Origin of the sequence: Sphingomonas sp. IC4-52, assembly GCF_020707225.1 — a bacterium.
Taxonomy (GTDB): domain Bacteria; phylum Pseudomonadota; class Alphaproteobacteria; order Sphingomonadales; family Sphingomonadaceae; genus Sphingomonas.
Map to the genome: position 1 here is coordinate 142,448 of NZ_JAJFEU010000002.1, position 15,968 is coordinate 158,415.

Annotated in this window: 16 protein-coding genes and 1 tRNA gene; 6 read left to right on the plus strand and 11 right to left on the minus strand. The window is 63.4% G+C overall.

Annotated features, from left to right (window positions below; all coding sequences use genetic code 11):
• Positions 1 to 72 precede the first annotated feature (72 nt).
• The 6 genes from LK535_RS07075 to thpR form a co-directional block, all read right to left on the minus strand.
• Positions 73 to 1,074, minus strand: a complete 1,002-nt coding sequence (locus LK535_RS07075; protein WP_227771209.1) for a PhoH family protein — start codon at positions 1,072 to 1,074, stop codon at positions 73 to 75.
• Positions 1,075 to 1,215: 141 nt separating this feature from the next.
• The gene (locus LK535_RS07080; RefSeq protein WP_227771210.1) at positions 1,216 to 3,330 is read right to left on the minus strand and encodes a M10 family metallopeptidase C-terminal domain-containing protein; all 2,115 of its coding nucleotides are present in this window, start codon (positions 3,328 to 3,330) and stop codon (positions 1,216 to 1,218) included.
• A gap of 118 nt (positions 3,331 to 3,448) precedes the next feature.
• Positions 3,449 to 4,852 carry a tRNA (N6-isopentenyl adenosine(37)-C2)-methylthiotransferase MiaB gene (gene miaB / locus LK535_RS07085; RefSeq protein ID WP_227771211.1) on the minus strand — a complete coding sequence of 468 codons (1,404 nt, stop codon included), beginning with the start codon at positions 4,850 to 4,852 and terminating at the stop codon, positions 3,449 to 3,451.
• 10 nt (positions 4,853 to 4,862) lie between these two features.
• Positions 4,863 to 5,597, minus strand: a complete 735-nt coding sequence (locus LK535_RS07090; protein WP_227771212.1) for a lysophospholipid acyltransferase family protein — start codon at positions 5,595 to 5,597, stop codon at positions 4,863 to 4,865.
• A complete protein-coding gene (locus LK535_RS07095; RefSeq protein WP_227771213.1) occupies positions 5,594 to 7,153 on the minus strand; it encodes a spinster family MFS transporter in 1,560 nt (519 codons plus the stop codon). The genes LK535_RS07090 and LK535_RS07095 overlap by 4 nt, the downstream gene beginning before the upstream one ends.
• A gap of 45 nt (positions 7,154 to 7,198) precedes the next feature.
• On the minus strand, positions 7,199 to 7,741 hold the full coding sequence (thpR, locus tag LK535_RS07100) for an RNA 2',3'-cyclic phosphodiesterase (protein WP_227771214.1): 543 nt from the start codon (positions 7,739 to 7,741) through the stop codon (positions 7,199 to 7,201).
• Between the two features lie 120 nt (positions 7,742 to 7,861).
• Here thpR and LK535_RS07105 point away from each other — a divergent pair, with 120 nt between their 5' ends.
• The 4 genes from LK535_RS07105 to LK535_RS07120 all read left to right on the plus strand — a co-directional run bounded on the left by LK535_RS07105 (position 7,862) and on the right by LK535_RS07120 (position 10,589).
• Positions 7,862 to 8,608: a Bax inhibitor-1 family protein gene (locus tag LK535_RS07105; protein WP_227771215.1), complete on the plus strand. Its 747-nt coding sequence runs from the start codon at positions 7,862 to 7,864 to the stop codon at positions 8,606 to 8,608.
• Between the two features lie 185 nt (positions 8,609 to 8,793).
• On the plus strand, positions 8,794 to 9,582 hold the full coding sequence (locus tag LK535_RS07110) for a transglutaminase-like domain-containing protein (protein ID WP_227771216.1): 789 nt from the start codon (positions 8,794 to 8,796) through the stop codon (positions 9,580 to 9,582).
• Between the two features lie 57 nt (positions 9,583 to 9,639).
• Positions 9,640 to 9,858, plus strand: a complete 219-nt coding sequence (locus LK535_RS07115) for a hypothetical protein (RefSeq protein ID WP_321576544.1) — start codon at positions 9,640 to 9,642, stop codon at positions 9,856 to 9,858.
• Between the two features lie 191 nt (positions 9,859 to 10,049).
• The gene (locus LK535_RS07120) at positions 10,050 to 10,589 is read left to right on the plus strand and encodes a hypothetical protein (RefSeq protein ID WP_415837108.1); all 540 of its coding nucleotides are present in this window, start codon (positions 10,050 to 10,052) and stop codon (positions 10,587 to 10,589) included.
• A gap of 43 nt (positions 10,590 to 10,632) precedes the next feature.
• On the opposite strand, the gene LK535_RS07125 is transcribed toward LK535_RS07120, so the two are convergent.
• The 4 genes from LK535_RS07125 to LK535_RS07140 form a co-directional block, all read right to left on the minus strand.
• Positions 10,633 to 11,385 carry an extensin family protein gene (locus LK535_RS07125; RefSeq protein ID WP_227771217.1) on the minus strand — a complete coding sequence of 251 codons (753 nt, stop codon included), beginning with the start codon at positions 11,383 to 11,385 and terminating at the stop codon, positions 10,633 to 10,635.
• Positions 11,385 to 12,143, minus strand: coding sequence for an NUDIX hydrolase (locus LK535_RS07130; protein ID WP_227771218.1), 759 nt, complete (start codon positions 12,141 to 12,143; stop codon positions 11,385 to 11,387). The genes LK535_RS07125 and LK535_RS07130 overlap by 1 nt, the downstream gene beginning before the upstream one ends.
• Before the next feature lie 95 nt (positions 12,144 to 12,238).
• Positions 12,239 to 12,314 (minus strand) — tRNA-Ala (locus LK535_RS07135).
• Positions 12,305 to 12,478 (minus strand): hypothetical protein, encoded by a 174-nt coding sequence (locus tag LK535_RS07140; protein ID WP_227771219.1) that lies wholly within the window; start codon positions 12,476 to 12,478, stop codon positions 12,305 to 12,307. The genes LK535_RS07135 and LK535_RS07140 overlap by 10 nt, the downstream gene beginning before the upstream one ends.
• Before the next feature lie 67 nt (positions 12,479 to 12,545).
• On the opposite strand from LK535_RS07140, the gene LK535_RS07145 reads away from it, so the two are divergent.
• Entirely contained in the window at positions 12,546 to 13,793 is a 1,248-nt protein-coding gene (locus LK535_RS07145) for a DUF2171 domain-containing protein (RefSeq protein WP_227771220.1), read from the plus strand.
• 135 nt (positions 13,794 to 13,928) lie between these two features.
• Positions 13,929 to 14,915: an NADP-dependent oxidoreductase gene (locus tag LK535_RS07150; protein WP_227771221.1), complete on the plus strand. Its 987-nt coding sequence runs from the start codon at positions 13,929 to 13,931 to the stop codon at positions 14,913 to 14,915.
• Between the two features lie 92 nt (positions 14,916 to 15,007).
• Here the strand turns inward: LK535_RS07150 and LK535_RS07155 are convergent, their stop codons facing one another.
• Entirely contained in the window at positions 15,008 to 15,922 is a 915-nt protein-coding gene (locus LK535_RS07155) for a neutral zinc metallopeptidase (protein ID WP_227771222.1), read from the minus strand.
• Between the last annotated feature and the right edge of the window lie 46 nt (positions 15,923 to 15,968).

Sequence of the window (15,968 nt, forward strand, 5' to 3'; positions counted from 1 at the left end):
GTGACCTGCGCCCTGATGCACTGCCGCTAGCGCATGCGGGTGCGTCACAGCACAGCCGGAGTGCCAAGGCCGTCAAGCGTCGCGCCCTTCATATGCCTCGACGATCCGGCCGACGATTGGATGGCGCACCACGTCCGCGGCGGTGAAGCGAACCATTGCGATGCCCTCCACACCTTCCAGCCGCATAGTGGCGTCGGCGAGGCCGCTCGCCGCCACGCCGCCAGGAAGGTCGGTCTGGTTGGGATCGCCGCAGATCACCATCCGGCTATTCTGGCCAAAACGGGTCAGAAACATCTTCATCTGCGCAGGCGTCGTATTCTGCGCCTCGTCCAGGATCACGAAAGCGTCAGATAGCGTGCGGCCGCGCATGAACGCGATTGGGGCGATTTCGATCTCGCCACTGGCGATTCGTCGCTCCACCTGTTCGGCAGGAAGGCAATCGTACAGCGCATCGTAAAGCGGCCGAAGGTAGGGATCGACCTTTTCCTTCATGTCTCCGGGAAGAAAGCCGAGCCGTTCGCCCGCCTCCACCGCAGGACGCGACAGGATCAGGCGCTGCACACTGCCGGTGATCAACTGCGCCACCGCCTGCGCTACTGCCAGATACGTCTTGCCGGTGCCGGCCGGGCCGAGCGCGAAGATCATGTCGTTGTGAACAAGCTCGCGCATATAATGCGCCTGCGCGGGTGTCCGCGGGACGATGGTCTTCTTGCGTGTTCGTATCATGATGGGCGGTGCGCCGCCCGTCTTTTCGGCGGAAATGATACCATCCAGCGTCGGTTCGGCCGCCATGGCGATCGACGCATCGACCAGCCCCGAGTCAACTTCTTCGCCGCGCTGAATGCGAACGTAGAGATCGTTTAGAACGTCGCGCGCAAGCGCGACCTGTTCAGCGGTTCCCTCCAGCCCGACGCGATTGCCGCGCGCGGTAATGTAAACCCCCAGGCGGTTCTCCAACGCTACCAAGTTACGATCATATTGGCCGAACAAGGCACTGAGCAGTTGGGGACGATCGAAGGTTAGTTCGACCCTGCTGCGATCGCCCGCTTGGGCGGCTACGGGCTTTCGGCTCATCTGGCTCCCTGAAGGTGCGTCATGCGCCACCAATGTGGCAGCGGCAACGGGCAAGTGTAAGTCCCATCACGCCCACAAACGGAAACGGCGCCGGATCGTTGCGAATATACCGCAATCGACCCGGCGCCGCCCCTGATCACGTCAGGCAATAACGCAGTTGATCGTATCCAGCGAATGGACCGGCGACGCCTGCGTATAGAGGAGTGCCGGCTCGAAGCTCGCCACACCTCCGGCGCCCGCCGAGGCCGAACCACTGGCGAGCCGCATGTCGTCGAGCGAGAATGCATTGGCGTTGACCGTTGGCGTGCTCGTCGTGCTGGGCGCGAACAGGTCGCCACCGATCGCCTCGGAGAACGGAACAGGCGCCTCATAGACGCGTCCGGCGGCGAACGCGCTGGTTACCGGCTTGTCGATCCGGGGCGTGTCGCTGGCATAGCCGTAGTAGAACAGCCCATCCCGTTCGCCCAGGAAGTTGATGCCGCTGCCGACCTCGAAGTTCTGCAGGATGACGCGGGAGTCCGTTGCGGCGTCCAGTACCAGTTTGCCGTTGCTGCCGATCTTGATGATGTCGTCGTTGTTGGGATCGGAGAGGGCCTTGTCAGTGACGATGATGTCGTCGCGGTTGAAGTCCGTGATACGATCGATACCAGTGCCGCCCGCGGCAAGCTTGAAGACGTAGGTATCGCGGCCGCCGCCGCCCGTCAGGCGATCGTCTCCGGCTCCACCCTCAAGGATGTTCGCGCCGCTATTGCCCGTGAGCCGATCTGCAAAGGCAGAGCCGATCAGGCCCTCGATGCTGGTGAGGCGATCACCACCCGCACCCGCCGATCCCATGCCGTTGGCGAGCGACACTGTCACGGCAGCCGTTGCGCTTTCGTAGCTCACGGTGTCCACACCCGCGCCGCCGTCAACCCGGTTTGCCGCGCTGTTGACGACAATAAGGTCATCACCGCCGCCGCCCACGGCGTTCTCGATTACCGTGCCATAAGCAATCGAGATGTTGTCGGTGAACAGGCCGTTTTCGAGCCCGAGTTCCTCACGCAGGGCGACATAGAAGTCGTACTGCTCCTGGGTGCGCGGTGCGAAACCGAGCGCCTCACGATTGGCATTCACTTCCTCAAGCGACGGGAACTCGATCACGCCACCGCCGGAAGAGAAGGCGCCTTCGTTCAGATCGATGATCGAAGGCGTGTCCCAGCCGGAGAAGTTGATCGTGTCGCGGCCGCCGGCATCCCAGATGGTCACGATCGGCCGGGTGTTAAGGGTGAAATCATACGCAGCCCGGCCAGCGTTCGAATCGAAGCCATAGGTCGTGTTCCCGGTGCGCGTAGAGGTGTCCGCGCCATAAATGGCCTGGATGGCGGCAATGTCGTGCACCAGCGGGGTGGCTGCGTAAGCGAAGTTCGTGAGCGTGAAGTCGATGTGCTGCGCACCAGTCTCATAAGCGTCGAAATAGCTCATGATCGAATATTGGCGCGAGTCCTGCGCGAATGCGGCGTCGTTCGCATAGGTGATCGGGTCAGGCTCACCATCACCATCATCGTCGTCGAGCGCATCGTAGTCGCCGGGATGGCTAAGGCCGATCGCATGGCCGATTTCATGGATCATGGTGGTGACGGCATAATAGCTGTTCGCCACCGGGAAGAAATTGGAAGCTACGAAGCCGTCAATCCAGACGTCACCGCTGAGCCGGCCAACTTCTGAAAAGTCATATTGCGTCTCGTAGAGATCGTCCAGCGTGTCGCCGAATGGCAGATAGGCGTAGGCCTGCGCGCCGCCGGTGTCGGTATTGCCGAAGGTGATGTCAGCGTCGAACGACTTGGTTTCCCGGAAGGAGATGTCGATCAGATCGTCCCAGAGGCCGATCGAGGTGCGGGCGATACCGCGTTGATCTGCGTTGAAGGCGGAGAAGGTCTCGCGATCAGCTTCGCTGAAATAATCAGTGCCAGTGGCATTGACGTAGTAGCTATTGGAGATTTCGGCGAAGTTCTTCCAGAAGCCGAAATTCAGGACGCCGTCGTCCAGTTCGCCGTAGTTATTCGTGTACCAATCGTCGCCGGTGCGATTAAGATTGGCGGAAATGGTGCCGACATCCCAGATCGGCTTGCCGGCGTAAGTGCCGCCAGCATCGGGATCAAGCGAGCTATAGTCTACGTACCGACCGTCATCCCAGATCTTGCCTTCAGGATGTGTGCCGCCGCCAGAACACGCGGGGCACTGGCACATCGCGCCAGTGGGTGCGTCCACAATCGACATCTGATCGTCCTCCCTACTCCTTCAGGCAGGGGACTTAGCCGAACCAACGACTGCTCTTCCGCCGGAAGAGCAGGGATCAAATATCCAAAGCGTCACTGACGCGCGGCAATGACGATCTTCAGGATACAATAATGCTGGCGTTGATCGCGGCCCCTGCCTGTTCTTGTGCGCGCAGCCTCTCGCTTCTTGCAAGAACTGTCAACAACTTGTCCTCGTTCGCCGAAGCGAAATCGGATAGCCCCCTCAAAGAGTTGGGGCCGCCATGGGTAAGCTGAACGGTTACCAGGTCGCCGATCCTGTGTTCCCCGGACAGAAGAACTGATTGCAGCCACGGCGATTTCCCCAGCATTTGGCCTGCGTACTTGCCTTGCCGCTCCACCAGAACGTCGCATGTCCGCCCCACCGATCCTTCGTTGAACGCCAGCTGGTCCCGGTTCAGCGCGGCTTGCAGTTGCTGCAGCCGCGCGTCCATCACCTCTTCCGGGGTCTGATCAGCGAGCTCGGCCGCCGGTGTGCCGGGACGCGGGCTGTACTTGAAGCTGAATGCCTGGGCATAGCCAACCTCGTCCACCAGCCGCATGGTCTCGTTGAACTCGGCGTCGGTCTCCCCCGGAAAGCCGACGATGAAATCGCCAGACAAGGCAATGTCGGGACGGGCGGCCCGGACCCGGTCGAGCAAACGCAAATAGGAATCCCGACTATGGCTGCGGTTCATTGCCTTCAGCACCCGATCACTGCCTGCCTGTACCGGTAGGTGGAGGAACGGCATCAGGCTCTCGACATCGCGATGGGCGTCGATCAGGCCCTGTGCCATGTCGTTGGGATGACTGGTGGTGTACCGGATCCGCGCGAGGCCCGGAATGCGATCCAGCGCTCGGATCAGGTCGTGGAGGCCACGGTTGTCGCCATCTGTCCAGGCGTTGACGTTCTGGCCCAGCAGGGTGATTTCGCGCGCCCCCGCATCGACGAGCGCCTTTGCCTCTTCCACGATCGCGGCAAAGGGCCGGCTCACTTCGGCGCCCCGCGTATATGGCACGACGCAATAGGTGCAGAACTTGTCGCAGCCCTCCTGAACCGTCAGAAATGCGCTGGGCCCTACCTTTCGGCGGGCGGGAAGGGCGCCGAACTTCGACATCACGGGCATGTCGGTGTCGAGCGCGGCCTTTCCGGCGGCTGCCTCGGCCACCAGCTTCGGCAGGTTGTGATAGGCTTGTGGACCAACCACCACGTCGACCTTGGCCCGGCGAACGATTTCCTCCCCCTCGGCCTGGGCGACGCAGCCTGCCACGGCGATCATCGGCGCGCGCCCGTGCTTCCGCAGGCGCCCGATATCGGAAAACACTTTCTCGGTAGCTTTTTCACGAATGTGGCAAGTGTTGAGCACCACCAGATCCGCGTCATTGGCATCGGCGGCTTGAGTCATGCCCTCGGCCGTCATCAATTCCGCCATGCGCTCGCCATCATAGACGTTCATCTGGCAGCCGAAGGATTTGACGGCAAAGGTTTTTGGCGCTGGCTTCATGGGGCGGCGCCTATAGCGGAGACAGGCTCCTTTCGCCACCGGCAGCCGCAATCCGCGCCCGCGCCTCCGCCGCGATCGCCTTACGCCCGGGGAAGTCGCGGGGATCGAAGGGGTCGCAGAAGTGGATGGTTGCAACGAACGTGCCGCGTCGGCGCAGGACGCGCAGCGCATGGGACGTGCCGGGCTCATCCCCGACCCAGGCGAGTTCCGCCGTGGCGGCACCATAATCGATGTGCACGGGCTGAACCATCACGCCCGGGGGCGGGGGATCGAGCACGGCCAGTAGCGCCGCCTTGAACGGCAACAGCGATTTCCCGTCGCCCGTCGTGCCTTCGGGAAAGATCGTGATCGCCCAGGCTTCCGTCAGCGCCTCGCGCAGGGCGTTGATCTGATCCGCGACTGCCATGCGGTCGTCGCGGCGGACGAAGATCGTGCCGTTCAGGGTGCAAAGCCAACCCACCAGCGGAACTGACCTCAGTTCCGCCTTCGCGACAAAGGCACTGCCGTTGCGCCCCGCCAGGATGGGGATGTCCATCCAGCTGAGGTGATTGGAAACAAACACCACGTCTCGCCGCAGCGGGGCGCCGACCGTTCGCCGACGCGCGCCGATGATCCGCGCAACGCTGCCCAGAAACCATTTCGGCCACGGCGAGCTCAGGCGCAGAAGCCGCCAAAGAAGGTGGAACGGAACGGCAAACAGCAGCGCCAGCACCAGCGCCGCTATCCGCAATGCGACGCGGATCAAGTGAAGTCGGTCTCGCCGGCTGCACGGGCGCGATCCTCGCGGCTTGCTTCGGCGGCGGGAACGAGCCGGAAGGCAGCGATGGCAGCGCCAAGCGTGATCGGCACGGTCACCAGCAAGGAGAGCATGCCGGTGGAGAGGCTGCCGGTTAGCGACGACACTCGACCCGCGAGGTACGGGCCAAGCGCAAGGCCCAGCAAGGTGGTGCCGATGAAGTAAGTGGCGGTGGCGGCGCCGCGCATGCGTGGCAGCACCAGATCCTGCGTTGTCGCGGCCGAATTGCCGAGGCCCCAGCTCGCCGTGAACTGGGCAAGGAAAAGGCAGGCATAGAGTATGAGGGGCGTGTCAGTGGTGAAGCCGATCGCCAGAAAGGGAACGGGCACGACGGCACCCAGTGTCACCATGATCAGCCGTCCGCCGGCGTTTCGTTGACGTAGCTTGTCGCCCAGGATGCCGCCAACCGTAACCCCGAGGAAGCCCGAAACGGCGCCCATTCCGCCCAGGATCAACCCGGCTTCGGCTGGCGATACGCCCAGTTCGCGCATGGCGTAGGGCGCCGCCCAGAAGCCGGCGGCGTAGCTGAGAAAGGCGTTGAGGCCGTACGCTACCACCGTGCACAGAAATGCCGGCGTTCCGACGATCAGCGCGAAGGTCGGCGGATCGCGATGGCGCAGCGCACTCGCCCAGGAGAAGACGGCGTAGCAGCCGATCCCTACCGCCAACCATTGCGGCAGTGGCTCGCCCAGGGTGACAAGAACCGCAATCGCTGCTGCGGTGATGGCCGCGGCGACCAAGTTCCAAAGCAAGGTTCGCGTACCCAGCCGAGCCGCACCGATCACGGTGAACGGCGGAACGATCGTCAGCAATTCTTCGAAGAAGGCTTTGAACGGCGCGGGATGTGGCGGTTGTGCCAGCCCTTCAGAAAGGCCGCGAACAGGCTCACGCAGCGTGGCTATCCACAGCGAGATGACGATGCCGGGCAAGCCCACCGCGAGGAAAGCCGCCTGCCAGCCGGCCAGGCCGAACGGGCCCCCGTTTGGATAGGCGGCATTCCAGCTCTGCACGATCAGGCCGCCGATGAAGAGCGAAATGCCCGCGCCGACGTAAATGCCTGCCGAATAGATCGAAAGCGCGGTGCCGCGCAGCTTCTTGGGAAAATAGTCAGAGATCAGCGAATATGCGGAGGGACTAGCGGTCGCTTCGCCAACGCCAACCCCGATGCGCGCGGCGGCGAGCTGCCCCCCAGTCTTCGACAGGCCCGACAAGGCGGTCATGGTCGACCATAGCGCCAGGCCCACGCTGATCAGTCGGACGCGGTGCCAGCTATCGGCGAGCCGCCCGAGCGGAATGCCGAACAGCGCGTAGAAGACGCCGAACGCGGTGCCGTAAAGAAAGCCGAGATCCTCGTCGCGAAGGTTCAGGTCGCGCTTGATGTCCTCGGCCAGGATCGAGATCACCTGCCTGTCGATGAAGTTGAGGATGTACACCACGAACAGGATCGAGAGCACGTACCAGGCATAGCCCGTCGCGCGGTATTCGCCGTCCGTGGTCGTGGTCATCCTGCTCCCCTCGTGCGGTTCTTTGTGTCCGGGCGTAACAGACGATCAATCCAGGGGCCAGCGGGCGATTGGCTCGTAACTCGCGCCGCTTCGCCCCAGATGGCTTTCATACAGGACCAGATGATGGAGCGCGAAGGGACCGCTCGTCAGGGCCGCGTGACGCGACAGCCACGCTTCCACTTCAAGGCCGGCGTTCACGCCGCGCGGCAGGCGGGCAAGCGTGATGTGCGGGAGATAAGCGCGTCGTTCCGGCTCCAGCCCCACGCGCACCATCGCCTGATCGACCTTGCGATGGATGGCGGCGAGCGGCTCCTGCGGCGCAATGCCCGCCCATAGCGCTTCGTTGCGGCCCCGCTGACCGAACCGCCCGACACCGGAAACGGTCGCTTCCACGGCCGCGGCATGGATACCGCCCAGCGCGGCGGCGATGTCCTCGGCCACCGGTCGATCGACCGAGCCGATGAACCGAAGGGTCAGATGCAGCTGATCGTCGTCCTGCCAGCGGGCACCCGGTACGCCGTCCATCACATCGGCAAGCCCGTCGCGGATGGCAGGGGGCGGGCGAAGGGCGACGAACAAGCGGTGCATCGGCGATCACCTCTTTGTGACGAACTGTTGCCAACACGGCGCGAACTTGAACTTTGGGAACGTCCACGCGATATTCGAAGGCGTATCCGGCCATTTGCCGGACGAAGGAGCAAACTGACAATGGCTAACTGGTCCGACCCCCGTCCGACGGCGAATGCCTTCGGCGCGAGCGTACCGGGCACGCGCGGCACGACATATGATGCGGGTCTCCGCAAATACATGTTGTCGGTGTACAATTACATGGCATCCGGCGTGCTGCTCACCGGCATCGTCGCGCTGCTGTTCGCCAGTGGCGGGCGTGAAAGCCTCGCGGCGCAGATCTTCCTTGCGCCCGGTATTCTGAAATACATCGTGATGTTCTCGCCGCTGGCGTTCGTGATGGTGCTGAGCTTCGGCATCAACCGCCTTTCGACCGGTGCGGCTCAGGCGATCTTCTGGGCCTTTGCTGGCATCATGGGCGTGTCGATGTCGACGATCTTCCTCGTCTACACCGGCACTTCGATCGCCACGACGTTTTTCGCCACGTCGGTCGCGTTCCTGTCGCTGAGCCTGTATGGCTATACGACGAAGCGTAACCTCTCGGGTTTCGGCACGTTCCTGATCATGGGCGTCGTGGGCCTGATCGTGGCGTCGCTGCTGAACCTGTGGCTGCAGAGCCCGGCCCTGCAGATGGGCATCAGCGCGATCGGCGTGCTGCTGTTCGCTGGCCTGACTGCCTATGACACGCAGCGCATCAAGGAAATGTACGCCTACGTCGCCGGCACGGACATGATGGGCAAGGCAGTGATCATGGGCGCGCTGTCGCTCTACCTGGACTTCATCAACATGTTCCAGTTCCTGCTCTCGTTCCTCGGCAACCGCGAATAAGCGGCAGCGAGGCTGAGACACGGGGCTCGGCGGGGAAACCCGCCGGGCCTTTTTATTTGGCTCCAACGCCGATGAGCGCAGGAGCATCGGCGCTGAGTGAAATCATCCACGGGCAAGAAAGAATCTCGGCTCCGCCGGAAACACCTTAATGATCTCGCCGTACGATGCCGGCGCAGGAGCAAGCGATGCGCCTCTCGATCGATGTCCATCTCGACTATGCATTCCCGGAGCCTGCGGACGTTCTGCTGCAGATCGAGACGGCGGCGATGCCGGATCAGCGGATCGAGGCCGAATCGCTGGTCATCCATTCCGACAATCCCATTCGTGCGGTGGCCGGCGAGGAAGGCATCGGCCAGCGCTGCTGGGCACGTGCGGAGCAGCGGCTGGTTGCTGATTATCGGGCGATAGTGAGCGTCGAACGGCCGGCCGTTGATCTCGGCTCGCTTCCCGCCACGCCGGTGCGCTTCCTGCCGCCGGAAACGATTCGCTACCTTCTACCCAGCCGATACTGCGAATCTGACCGGTTCGAACATTTCGTGCGACGGCAGTTTGCCGGTCTTTCCGGCGGTATGCTGGCTGCGGCGCTCGTAGACTGGGTGCAGGGAGCGCTGGAATATAGCTCAGCCGCCACCGAGTCTCGCGGCAGCGCGCTCACCACCTTTGCCGAGCGGCGCGGCGTGTGTCGTGACTACGCGCACCTACTCGTCGCCCTGGCGCGATCGGCGGAGATCCCCGCGCGCTGCGTCGCCGTCTATGCCCCCGGGGTTGATCCTCCCGACTTCCATGCAGTCGCGGAATTGTGGCTGGGCGGCGCGTGGCGGCTTGTTGACGCCACTGGCATGGCGAATTGCGCAGACATTGCGCGCGTGGCGGTTGGGAGAGACGCAACCGACATCGCATTCATGACCATCTTCGGCACGGCATATCTGTTCGCCCAAACGGTCAACGTGCGCAGGCTCGAAGACCAGCCCTGATCAAGGAACAGGGTTCGCGCGTGGATCGTTGAGGATCCGTTTCAAAGGAGAAGCGCCATGCCGACCCAACAACCTCCGTCCCAGGACGCCGGTCGCGATGAATCAATCGCCAAGCGGCTCGACAAAAACCCCGAGAGCAAGGACGCGCAGCTAGACGCCGGGCTCGACGAATCCATGGATGCGTCTGATCCCCCGTCGAGCACTCAGCCCGGCCGTGCCGATCCCGCGCCGTCTTCCGGCTACAATGAAGAGCAGGAGCGGCAACGCGACGCATGATATGTTGCGCGAAAGTCGCATCCGACGTCATTCCGTAATATTTCGCTGCTGTTCGTCGCATATGATGTTGCGGCGCGGCATGGGGCATGATCGTATCCGGCGTCGGTTTTCGGCGCCGGATGTTTGATGATCATCCTGGCATCAAGATCGACTTCGAAAATGCGGGCGGGGTGGTCGCAATGAGTGCCAGGATGAAGCCAGCAGAAGGCGTGATGACGCTGGCAGAGATGAAGGAATTCGCGAGTTTCACCGCGTCGACGCAGCGCTACATCAGGCGCAGCCTCGATATAGGCCTGGACCGCGACGACGCGATGGCACGCTGGTCACGAGATGTCGTCGAGGCAGCCAGCATTCGCGCTCAGGCCCGTCATTATATGCGCCTGCCGGAAATCCGGGCGCTAATACCGGATGATAGCGGGCTTGATGCCGTCGAGCGGTTCCTGGGGCCGCTCACCACCGTCAGCGCGTTCGATCTGGGGCAGGAGCGGATTTCCAGCTTCTCGGCTTATCGCTTCCTCTACGAACGGCTGATCGGGGCCGCTGTTCGCCCCTGGCTTCCGGGAGCGTTTTGCGCCGCAGCAGCGCTGCCGCACCTTCATCCCGAGTTGCGGCGCAAGCTGCTGCAGTCGATCAGCGAGGCGGCGGCTACGGCCTCCGGCTGGTCATCGCGCCAGCCAGCATTCTACCCTTATTGGGTCGAGAAGGTGGAGGCGGGCGCGCTGCCGCACTGAACGGGTTGTGCTGCGTCGGCCGGTCGGGACCGCGACCGTGGTATCATCGGCACGAGCGCCATCCCATGGTGCCCCGGTCCGCTTGATCGAAATGCAGATGGTCGCGATGGGCGGCGTTGTAAGCGGGTGAAAGGACGGTTGCGAACACGCGGCATGCTCCATCGCGCACATCACGAAGAAACGCTGCTTCTGGTCCCTTTTTCGACCAATCGCCAGCCAGCGTGATCCGTCGTCCATCCGCGAGCCTGAATCCCGATATGTCGACGGCATCGGCGGTGGCATGCTGGCTGAAATCGCCGCTGCTTCGACCATAAAGGCGCCGGCAATTGTAGCTGCCGAGATGCTCGATCGCGGTGACCCGCATGCGGAAGTGGCGCTCCGCGGCTGGCTGTACCACCTCCCATTGCCACAGCGCCAATGCTGCGGCGACAGGGCAGGCGAGGCCAAGCCGCCCTGGAGTGAAGGGAGTAATACGCGGATCGTCCGCCGCGAAGCGCACACCATCCGCATAGCCGCATCGCGCGCCCTCCCTGACTTCAGCGAGCGCGGTGTATTCAATGCCTGCCCGATCCAGCAGCGCTCGGCAGCGTGGAAAATCATTGCCCAGCGAAACCAGCTTACGACCTGTGAACATGCCGATTGGCTGCGCGAGGTCGAGCGGCGCCCATGGCGTATCCTCGGGATGTTGCCTGAGCCAGCCATAAGCGAGCAGCCCAAGCAACCCGCTCACTGCTAGTATCACCAGCCAGCGCAGGATGCGGCGCACGCGTCCGCGCGCGCGTTTCCGGCGCGGCATCAGCCCCGCATGGCGCTCGCGATCACTTCCGACGTGACCGGGTAGCCGCAATCGTCGGGGATGCAGAGATGCTCTTCACCATTCCGGGTTTCCGACCAGGGCGTAACGGTGCGGATCGGCGTCTCGTGCGCATGGGCCGCCGCCTCGGCAAAGCTGTTGAACTGCGCGAGACGTTCCAGATTGCGCCGGGTGGGGAAAATCACTTCAAGCTTGCCGGCATCGGCGTCTGCCAGAACTTGTTGTGCCGTTGCCCAGACCAGGCGGACATTTTCCGTGCGGTCGACCGTGGCGTGCGGCGCGTTGCGGGGCAACTCGGCAAGATAGAACCGGGTGTCGAAGATGCGCATATTGCGATGCGCCGGGCGCCAGCGCGCCCAGGGTACAAGCTGCTCCAGATCAAGCGTTGCCTCCGCCTCCGCCAGCGCTTCGGCGAGGGTCGCTCCCCCGTGCAGGGCAACCCGCATCTGCGCCAACCGCTCGGCGGTGGGCAGGCAGGAAAGGCCGATTGGCAGACCGGCCTCCTCGATCGTTTCACGCACCGCCGCGATCCGGGCGGCCATTTCGTCGCCGCCACCGTTCAGCTCTGCCAGCACATGGTCGCCCGAATCGATCCGGCCACCCGGGAACACCATTGCGCCGCCCGCGAAAACCATCGCCTTCGCCCGCTCCACCATCAACAATTCGGGTGGGCCGTTCGCAGCTTCGCGGAAGATGATCAGGGTGGCAGCGGGAATCGCTTCGGGCAGATCGTCACTCATACGACCGACTTAACGACCCGCGCGCAGGAAAGTCACGCCGCGGCGCAGCAAAGTTCGTCAGGAAAGAGGGCTAAAGCGATCAACAGACCGGCGGGTGGTGGAGCCGAGGGGAATCGAACCCCTGACCTCTGCAGTGCGATTGCAGCGCTCTCCCATCTGAGCTACGGCCCCGCCCGGAACCCGGCGAAGCCGGGAGCGTCGCCCTTAGCTTGGCCCGCGCGCTCATGCAACGCCTTCTGTTTCATCGCCGGCACGATCATCGGAATGGCTTGGCCGCTCGCCCGATGCAGCTGGCCGAAACCGCCCGCCAGCAGCGGAACATTCGCCTTCGTCATAACTTGAATCAGCACCGTGACCGGGCGTCACAGTCCGGCGCTGTCCGCAGACGTAAGGAGTTTGGACATGGGCTACGATCGTTACTCCCGTGGCGATTACAACGGGCGCCGCGACCCGCAGGACTTCGGCCGCGACTTCGGCTCGGGGCGCGACTACAGCTATTCCAGTGCACGCGAATATAGCGCCGCCGGCGCCTTCGATCGCGGCCGCAATCGCGGCCATGACGACGATGATGATCGCGATTACACGCGCAATTTCGTTCCTTATGGCGAGCGTGGCGACAACGACCGGAACTACGGATCAGGTGAGGGCTATGGCCGGCGCGGCGGTGGTCGCGGCTGGAGCGATCGCGACAACGATACGCGTGACTGGGGCGAGCGCAGCGGCAGCGGCTTCGGTTATGGCCAGTCGTCGGGCGATCGCTACGGCCGGGCGCGCTATGACTCGGATGACCATCGCAGTGGCTACGGCAGCAGCAGCGGCGGCTATGGTGGTGGTGGCGGCTATGGCGCGGGGCGCCGGTTCGACAACGGCGATCGCTTCCGCGGCCAGGAATATGGCGGCCAGCGTCAACGCATGAGTGGTGATCGCATGGGCGGTGATCGCATGGGTGGTGGCAATCGCCAGCGAGGCGGTGGCTATCGCGGCGTGCCGCAGGGCTATGATTATGACGATCGCGGCTTCTTTGCGCGCGCGGGGGATGAAGTCCGTTCTTGGTTCGGCGACGAGGAGGCGGAGCGCCGTCGTGAAGCGGACATGCGCTATGACGAGCGCGGCTACAGCGATCAGGATTCCTATGATCGCGACTCCGATTATGGCTCCTGGCGCCGGACGCAGATCGCAGCGCTCGACCGCGATTATGACGAGTATCGGCGTGAGAACCGCAGCAAGTTCGAGAACGAGTTTTCGAGCTGGCGCACCACTCGCCAGACGCAGCGGGAATCGCTCAACAAGGTGACGGAGCATATGGATGTGGTCGGCTCCGACGGCACGCATGTCGGCACCGTCGACAAGGTTCGCGGTGACCGGATCCTGCTGACAAAGAATGATCCGGAGGCTGAGGGCCATCATCATTCGATCCCGTCGAGCTGGATCGCCAGCGTCGATACGAACGTGACGCTGTCGAAGACGGCCGACGAAGCGAAGAAGCACTGGCGCGATGAGGAGAATAACTCCGCATTGTTCGGCTACGGGGATCAGACGCGGAGCCGTGGTGGTCAACAGGGCGGGACTCAGAGCGGTAATCAGTCGGGCGGTCAGGATGACAATCAACGCCGCACGAACCTCGATCGCAGCTTCTCCGGCACTTATTGATCGAGACTAGCCAACCGCCAGCCGTTTCCCTCTGCGGCCAGGCGAGCGGGGAGCCCGGGTATGATGCCCGGGCTCTTTGCTTTGTGCCCGGCGCTCGGGCATGAATGCGCCAACCGGACAATATGGGAGAGAATGATGCCGCGTGCCTGGACTCTGCACTCGCGCCCCAAGGGGATGCCCACATCCAGCGATTTCGCGCTGATTGACCAGCCTTCCGCGCCGTTGGGCGACAATGAAGTCCGTGTCGCCAATCGCTGGCTCTCTGTCGATCCGTACATGCGCGGCCGGATGAACGACGTGAAGAGCTACGTTCCGCCGTTCGCCCTTGGTGAGCCGATGCAGGGTGGAGCGATTGGCGAAGTGGTGGAAAGCCGCGCCGAAGGCATCAAGGTAGGCACCAAGGTGCAGCATATGCTTGGCTGGCGCGAGGAGGCGGTGCTGCCCGCCCAGCATGTGCAGCCGCTGCCGCCGATCGACGTGCCAGAAGAAGCGTTCCTTGGTCAGTTCGGCATGCCGGGAATGACCGCCTATTTCGGGCTGCTTGATGTGGCGCAGGCGAAGGCAGGCGATATCGTGTTCGTGTCCGCCGCGGCCGGGGCGGTCGGCTCTACCGTCGTTCAGATCGCCAAAGCGAAGGGCATGACGGTGATCGGGTCGGCCGGGGGCGCGGCGAAGTGCGACTGGGTGAAGTCGCTCGGCGCCGACGAAGTCATCGATTACAAGTCGGATGATGTGGTGCAGGCACTTGCCAGGGCGGCACCGGAGGGAATCGACGTCTATTTCGACAACGTCGGCGGCGATCATCTCGACGCGGCGCTGCTCGCATCGCGCATGAACGCGCGCTTTGCGATCTGCGGCATGATCGACATCTACAATGAGGGCCAGCCCCAATCGCTTAAATATCTGGCGAAGGTCATCGGCGCTCGTGTGACGATCAAGGGCTTTCTGGTCGGAGACCATCTGGCCCGTGCTGCTGACTTCTACACGGACATGGGCCGCTGGCTCAATGACGGGAGCATCACCCGCGAAGAGACGGTGTTCAAGGGTCTGGAGTCGACACCCGACGCATTCCTCGGTCTTTTCACCGGCGCGAACAAGGGCAAGATGCTCGTTCGCATTTGATATCGTCGACGGCGCTGCGGTTTCGGCCGCGGCGCTCGTTTGCCGCTCCGCTGATGTCGATCTCGCCCGACGTCAGCGCTGCGTGATCGCGGTCAGATCGCCCCGCTGAACGTATCGCACACGGCCGGATCGCCGCTTTCCAGTCCGCGCCGCAGCCATGCCTGTCGCTGAGCCGACGTGCCATGCGTGAAGCTCTCCGGAACGACACGGCCCTGCGCCTCGCGCTGCAGCGTATCGTCACCGATCGCGGCTGCCGCAGTCATGCCCTCTTCGATATCGCCCGGCTCCAATCGGTTGCGGTTCTGCGCCGCCCAAACGCCCGCATAGCAATCGGCCTGAAGCTCCAGCCTGACCGACAATGCGTTGCCTTCCGCCCTGCTGGCGCTTGCCTGCGCACGACGGACCTGATCCGAGGCGCCCGTCAAAGTCTGGATGTGGTGGCCAAATTCATGCGCCACGACATAATATTGGGCGAAGTCGCCAGCTGCGCGGAAGCGTTGCTCCAGTTCCTGGAAGAAACTGGTGTCGATGTAGACGCCCTGGTCCGATGGGCAGTAGAACGGCCCCATTGCCGAGGATGCCGCGCCGCAGCCTGACATGCCCTGGCCACCGTAAAAGACAAGTTTGGGCGCCTGGAAACGCTGCCCTGACTGGGCGAACAGCCGCTCCCAGGTGTTTTCCGCCGAAGAAAAGGCGTTGCAGGTCGATCGGGTGGCTGCGTCCACGGAGCAGGCGGCCGCTGCGCCGGATCCGCCCGCGCTTCCCGCGCCGCTGCGGCTGACCTGCGTGGGCGGCGCGCTGCCGCCACCAGTAAGCAGGCCGCCGATGTTCCCGAGACCACCGAACACGGCGAAGATCAGAAGCACCACCACGATGCCCCCGCAACCGAAGCGACTCCCGATCAGCGGCAGCAGGCCCAGGAGCAGACCACCACCACCGCCACCGCCGAAGCTTTGCCCGCGTTGATCCTCGACGTTGATGTCGTTGTCGAAATCGTCGAGCCGCATTGCGGTGTTCCTTCGTTACCGGTGCGGTATGAATGCGCGAGGAGGA